Here is a 6,064-nt window from a genome sequence, read left to right as displayed (position 1 = left end):
CCCTTGGCCCCGGCATCGCCACCACCCGCCATCCGCGTCTGGTGGGCCTCGCAGACCGGCCGCGCCGCGGCCCTCGCCGCCACCGTCGCCACCTGGCTGCGCGAGGCCGGCCACACAGTCGCCCTCGCCTGCCTCGATCAGTGCGAATCCGGCGATCCAGGCCCCGGCCGGGCCATCTTCGTCGTCTCCACCTTCGGCGACGGCGACCCGCCGGATTGCGCAACGCCGTTCTGGAACGCCCTGCGCATGCGCGAGGCCCCGCTGCCGGGCCTCACCTGCGCCATCCTCGCGCTGGGCGATTCCTCCTATGCCGGTTTCTGCGGCTTCGGCCGCGCGCTCGACGCGCGCCTCCGCGCCCTCGGCGCCACCATGCTGCTGGACCGCACGGACTGCGAACCGGATTTCGACGACACGGTGGCGGCATGGCGCGGCACCCTGCTCACCGCCCTCGGCACCCACGCCGCCCCCGCCATCGCCCGCCTGGTCCTCAACGAGCCCCTGTGCACCGGCACAACCGACTTGGTTACATCCGACAAGGACACCCGCCGCATCGGCCTGGACCTGGGCGCGACCGGCCTCACCTGGCAACCGGGCGACGCGCTGGGCATCTGGCCCTGCAACCCCGCCGCCCATGTCGAGGCCGCGCTGGCCGCCCTGCGCCTGCCGGAGGAAACACCGGTCGTCCTGCGCGGCCACGGCACCGTGGGGCTCCGCGAGGCCCTGCGCCGCCATCTCGACCTGTCGCGCCCCAACCCGGCCATGCGCGCCGCCCTGGGCTGTGCCGAAGGCGGTTTTCTTCCCCACCTGCTGCGCGACGCGGCGCTCAAGGTCACGGCGCAGGACATCCCGCCCCTGTTCCGGCGCATGCAGCCCCGCCTTTATTCCATCGCCTCCTCGCCCAGGGCCTCGGGCCGCGTCGTGGAACTGACCGTGGGCGTCAATCGCGACCCGTGGCCCGGTCTCTGCTCCAACTGGCTCGCATCGCTTGCCGATGGCGGCGAGGTGCCGGTGTTCCTCCAGCCGACCTCGCATTTCCGCCTGCCGCGGGATGACGAGGCCCCGATCGTCATGATCGGCCCCGGCACCGGCATCGCCCCCTTCCGCGCCTTCCTTCAGGACCGCGCGGCCCGCAAGGCACCCGGCCGCAACTGGCTGTTCTTCGGCGAACGCCATGCGGAACAGGGGTTCTATTACCGGCAGGAGCTGGAGTCCTTCCGCGCCGACGGCTGCCTGACCCGCCTGGACACGGCCTTCTCGCGCGACCAGTCGGCGCGCGTCTACGTACAGGACCGCATGGAGGAAGCCGGAGCGGAATTGTGGGACTGGCTGCGGGCCGGCGCCTTCGTGTATGTCTGTGGTGACGCCGCCCGCATGGCACGGGATGTCGATGCCGCCCTGCACAGGATCGTCGCCCGTCACGGGGGCCTGTCCACCTCGGACGCCACCAGTTTCATGACCGCACTGACGCGGGAGAGCCGCTATCTGCGCGATGTCTATTGATGCCGATTGACAACCCGTCCGATCCCCCGGGCCGCACGGCCCGCCCACCGATGACCGTCCTGGTCGCCGACGCGAACACGCGCCGCGCGCGGGCCCTGTCGGACGATCTCCGGGCCGATCCCTCCCTGCGCGTGCTGTCCGTCCCCGCCGGCACCGCCCTGATCGACGCCGTGCGGCAGCATCATCCGGACGTGGTGCTGGTCGATATGGGCCGCGCGGACCGCGACGCGCTGGACAGCATCCGCGCCCTCTCCCAGCCGGCGCTCGAACGCCCCGTCGCCCTGTTCGTCGACAGGGACGACGTGGACCTGATGGAAACCGCCTTCGATATCGGCATCTGCTCCTATAACGTCCTGGAAGCACCGCCCGACGACGTCAAACCCCTGCTGCGCGCCGCCATCGCCCTCTATTCCCGCTTCAAGCGCACGCGCGGCGAACTGACCGAAGCCCAGCGCAAACTGGCGGAACAGAAACGCATCGACCAGGCGAAGAGACTTTTCATGAAGACCGAAAACACCACCGAGGATCAGGCTTATCGCTGGCTTCGCCGCCGCGCCATGCAGGAATCCCGGCGCATCGCCGCCGTCGCCGCCGATTACCTCGCCGCCCATGGGCAGGGTGACGAATCATGACCCGTGCCCTGCGCATCGGCCTGCTGCGCCTGACCGACAGCGCGCCGGTCGTCATCGCCCGCAATCACGGCCTGTTCGCCCGGCACGACATCGCGCCCGAGATCGTGCTCTCCCCCTCCTGGTCCAATATCGCCGACGGCCTGGCCTGGAAAACCCTCGACGCCGCCGTAATCTTTCCGCCGCTCGCCATCATGACGGCCCTCGGCCGGCGCGGCCACGCCGCATCCCTGCGCCCGCTCTGCACGCTCAGTCGCGGCGGCAACACGCTGGTCCTGCGCGGCACCAACCCGCTCGCCACCCCATGGCCGGCCGGCGCGGAGGGCGGACAGGCTTTCGACCGGTGGCAACAGTCCATCGGCCGCCGTCCGCGCCTCGCGGTGGTTCATATGTATTCCACCCACCTGCTCATCCTGCGCCGTTTCCTCGGACAGATCGGGGTGGAGATGGACAGCGGGATCGAGCTGGTCGTCATGCCGCCCGCCGACATGATCAGCGCCCTGGCCGATCGCGCCATCGACGGCGGCTGCGTCGGCCCCTCATGGGGCACGGAAGCCTGCCTGCGCGGCCTCGGCTTCCTTGTCGGCGGCTCCTCCACCGTCATGCCGTTTCATCTCGAAAAACTGCTCGTCATTTCAGACAGGATCACCGACAGGGCCGACCGCGTCAAAGCCGCCCTGCGCGACGCCGTGGCCTATTGCCGGGTGCCGGACAACCGGCACGCCCTGGCGCAGGAACTCGCCCAGCCACCCGAGAAGGGCGGCCTCGCCCTGCCCGCCCGCGCGACCCTTGCAACATTGGACGAAAACACAACGCCCGAACCCGTCACCTTCGTCGCGAAAGAGGCCACACATCCCGATTTCGCATGGATCACGCAGGACATGCTCGATCTCGGCTGGATCGATGAAGACGAACGCCAGATCCTGGGGGTTTAGGGAAGAGCGCACGATGTGCGACACTCCCGTTCCAGATCGTCCCATTGCCCGAGCCAAGATCCATTCATGAAGCGTCTCCCGATTGAGCATTGCCTGTCCGCCATGCTGGCGGTCGCCCTTGCATTGGGCCACGCGCAGGCCGCCGACGAGACGGCCGGTGGCCCGGCCGCCCTGGTCGACCCCCGCATCGGCACCGGCGGGCCGGGGCACACCTTTCCGGGGGCGACGGTGCCCTTCGGCATGATCCAGCCTTCTCCCGACACCGCGATGCCGGACTTCCACCACGCCTATGACTGGGCCGGCGGCTATCGGTACAACGATCCCACCATCATGGGCTTCTCCCACACGCACTTCTCCGGCGCGGGCCATTCCGACCTCGGCGACGTGCTGCTCATGCCCATCTCCGGCGATGTCAGGATGGAACCGGGCGACCCCGCCAGACCGCAGAGCGGCTATCGCTCACGCTTCCACCACGCCACCGAAATCGAGCACCCCGGATATTACGCCGTAACGCTGGACGACTATGCCATCCGCGCCGAACTCACCGCCGGCCCGCGCGTGGGCTGGCACCGCTACATGTTCCCCGCCGACAAACCCGCCCATGTGCTGCTGGATCTCCGGCCCAGCATCTACGACTATCCCGGCAAGGTCCTGTGGACGCGGCTGCGGGTGCGCGCGGACGGCACGGTAACAGGCTGCCGCACCACGCGCGGCTGGGCACCGGGGCGCACGCTCTGCTTTGCAATGCGCTTCTCCCGCCCGACGACCGCCCGCATGCTCTACAATCGGGAAACCAACGTGCCCTATCGCGGCTTTCGCGGGCCGGGCAACGCGCCAACAGATCGGACCGTGCAAAACGGCCGCGCGGTCGAAGCGGTCTTCGATTTCGGCAAGCTGAATGGCCCGCTGGAAGTCAAAGTCGCGATCTCTCCCGTCAGCGAAACGAACGCCATCGCCAATCTCGATGCCGAAGGCCAGGGCTGGGATTTCGACGCCCGCCACGCCGACGCCACCGCCGCATGGAACCGCGCCCTGTCGGTCATCGACGCCTCCGGCACGCCGGACCAGCAGACGCAGTTCTACACCGCGCTCTATCACGCCATGCTCGCCCCGACCCTGAGCATGGACACCAACGGCGACTATCGCGGCCCGGATCAGGAGATCCACAAGGCGCGGGGCTTCGGCTTCTACTCCACATGGTCCACCTGGGATGTCTATCGCGCCCAGCAACCGCTCATGGCCCTGCTGCGCCCGGACATGAGCACGCAGTTCGTGCGGTCGCTGATCGCGGCCCAGCAGGCCAGCCCGGTGGGCCTCCTACCGGTCTGGTCCTATCAGGGGCTGGAGACATGGTGCATGACCGGCTACCACGCCGTGCCGATCATCGCCGACGCCTATCTCGCGGGCGTACGCGGTTTCGACGCGGACGCCGCATTGAATGCAATGGTCGCCTCCGCAACGTCACCCGTCTACGGCGACCTGACGGACTACATCAAGCTGGGCTACGTCCCGATCGACAGGGAAGCCGAAGCCGGCTCCAAGACACTGGAATACGCCTATGACGACTGGTCCCTTGCCCGGATGGCCCGCGCGATGGGCAAGACGCACATTGCGGAAGAATTTGAGAAACGCGCCGGCAACTGGCGCAACGAGTGGGACCCCAAGACCGGCTTCCTGCGCGCCCGCCTGAGCACCGGCGCATTCCACACGCCCTTCGACCCCACCGCCGCGGCCTATGGCAGCGACTATACCGAGGGCAATGCGTGGCAATATCTATGGTTCGTACCGCAGGACGTTCCCGGCCTGATCGCGACCATCGGCGGCAACGCGACCTTCATCGCGAAACTGGACGAGTTGTTCGATACGAAAGTCGAGCCCGCACAATTCAAAAATGTCGAAGATATCAGCGGCCTGATCGGCTGGTACGCCCACGGCAACGAGCCGAGCCACCATATCGCCTATCTCTACGATTATGCCGGCGCCCCATGGAAGACGCAGCAGCGCCTGCGCCAGATCATGGAGAGCCAGTACAACGCCCGTCCCGACGGCCTGGCCGGCAATGACGATCTGGGCCAGACATCGGCGTGGTACCTGTTCACCGCGCTGGGCTTCTATCCCGTCGCACCCGGCAGCAACGACTACACGATCGGCCGCCCGTTCCTGTCAAAAGCCGTGATCCACCTGCCCCATGGCCGCACCTTCACCATGACGGCCGACCATCTGGACGCGGATCACCCCTATGTCGCGTCCGTAACCCTCAACGGCAAGCCGCAGGACCTGCTGCACCTGCGACATGCCGACATCCTCAAGGGCGGCGCACTGCATTTCGTCATGCAGGCCCAGCCGAAACGGCCTTGAGTCCATACAGGTCCGCAATCGCCCGAGCCGACAATATGTCGCCGGCCGGCCCGTCAGCGACGATCCGCCCTTCACGCATCAGGATCGCGCGGCCAAAAATCCGCGCGGCGCGCAACGGGTCGTGCGTCGTGGCCAGAATGCCATAGCCCTCGGCCGCCAACCGGTGCAGCAGGTCGGACAGGCGCTGCTGCTGCCCGTAATCCAGACCGGTCTCCGGTTCGTCCAGCACCAGCAGGCGCGCCCCCTGAACCAGCGCCCGCGCGATCAGAACCGCCTGCCGCTCGCCCCCGGAGAGCGCGGCATAGGACCGATCCGCCAGATGGCCCACGGCAAGCCGCGCCAACGCCTGTTCGGCGGCCTCACGATCCGCCGCCGGCACAACCGGTGCCAGCATCGCCCCACCGGCCAACCGCCCCAACGCCACCACATCGCGCACCCGATAGGGAAAGACGACCCCATGCCCCTGCGGCACATACGCCAGATGGGTCGCCAGCGCGCGTCGTGTCATACCCGAAATGGACCGCCCGTCGAGCAGCACCCGCCCCGACACGGGCTGCAACAGCCGCAGGACCAGCCGCAGCAGAGTGGTCTTGCCCGCCCCGTTCGGCCCCAGCAGCGCAACCATCTCGCCCCCCCTTATCG

The 6,064-nt window shown here is 68.3% G+C and carries 5 protein-coding genes; 4 read left to right on the top strand and 1 reads right to left on the bottom strand.

Going from position 1 to position 6,064, the window contains the following annotated elements; all coding sequences use genetic code 11:
- The 4 genes from ABF821_RS19380 to ABF821_RS19365 form a co-directional block, all read left to right on the top strand.
- A partial coding sequence (locus tag ABF821_RS19380) for a sulfite reductase flavoprotein subunit alpha (protein ID WP_415531261.1) occupies positions 1-1,500 on the top strand: 1,500 nt, incomplete at its 5' end.
- A gap of 50 nt (positions 1,501-1,550) precedes the next feature.
- Positions 1,551-2,132 carry an ANTAR domain-containing response regulator gene (locus ABF821_RS19375; RefSeq protein WP_183010355.1) on the top strand — a complete coding sequence of 194 codons (582 nt, stop codon included), beginning with the start codon at positions 1,551-1,553 and terminating at the stop codon, positions 2,130-2,132.
- Positions 2,129-3,064, top strand: coding sequence for an ABC transporter substrate-binding protein (locus ABF821_RS19370; RefSeq protein WP_415531260.1), 936 nt, complete (start codon positions 2,129-2,131; stop codon positions 3,062-3,064). Before ABF821_RS19375 ends, ABF821_RS19370 begins: the two co-directional genes overlap by 4 nt.
- Before the next feature lie 66 nt (positions 3,065-3,130).
- Positions 3,131-5,422, top strand: a complete 2,292-nt coding sequence (locus tag ABF821_RS19365; protein WP_415531259.1) for a GH92 family glycosyl hydrolase — start codon at positions 3,131-3,133, stop codon at positions 5,420-5,422.
- Here ABF821_RS19365 and ABF821_RS19360 read toward each other — a convergent pair.
- Positions 5,394-6,062 (bottom strand): ABC transporter ATP-binding protein, encoded by a 669-nt coding sequence (locus tag ABF821_RS19360; RefSeq protein WP_415531258.1) that lies wholly within the window; start codon positions 6,060-6,062, stop codon positions 5,394-5,396. The genes ABF821_RS19365 and ABF821_RS19360 overlap by 29 nt on opposite strands.
- Between the last annotated feature and the right edge of the window lie 2 nt (positions 6,063-6,064).

It is taken from the genome of Gluconacetobacter sp., from assembly GCF_047721585.1.
Taxonomy (GTDB): domain Bacteria; phylum Pseudomonadota; class Alphaproteobacteria; order Acetobacterales; family Acetobacteraceae; genus Gluconacetobacter; species Gluconacetobacter dulcium.
The sequence above is the reverse complement of the archived record's forward strand: the minus strand, read 5'-3'. Positions and strand labels throughout refer to the sequence as shown.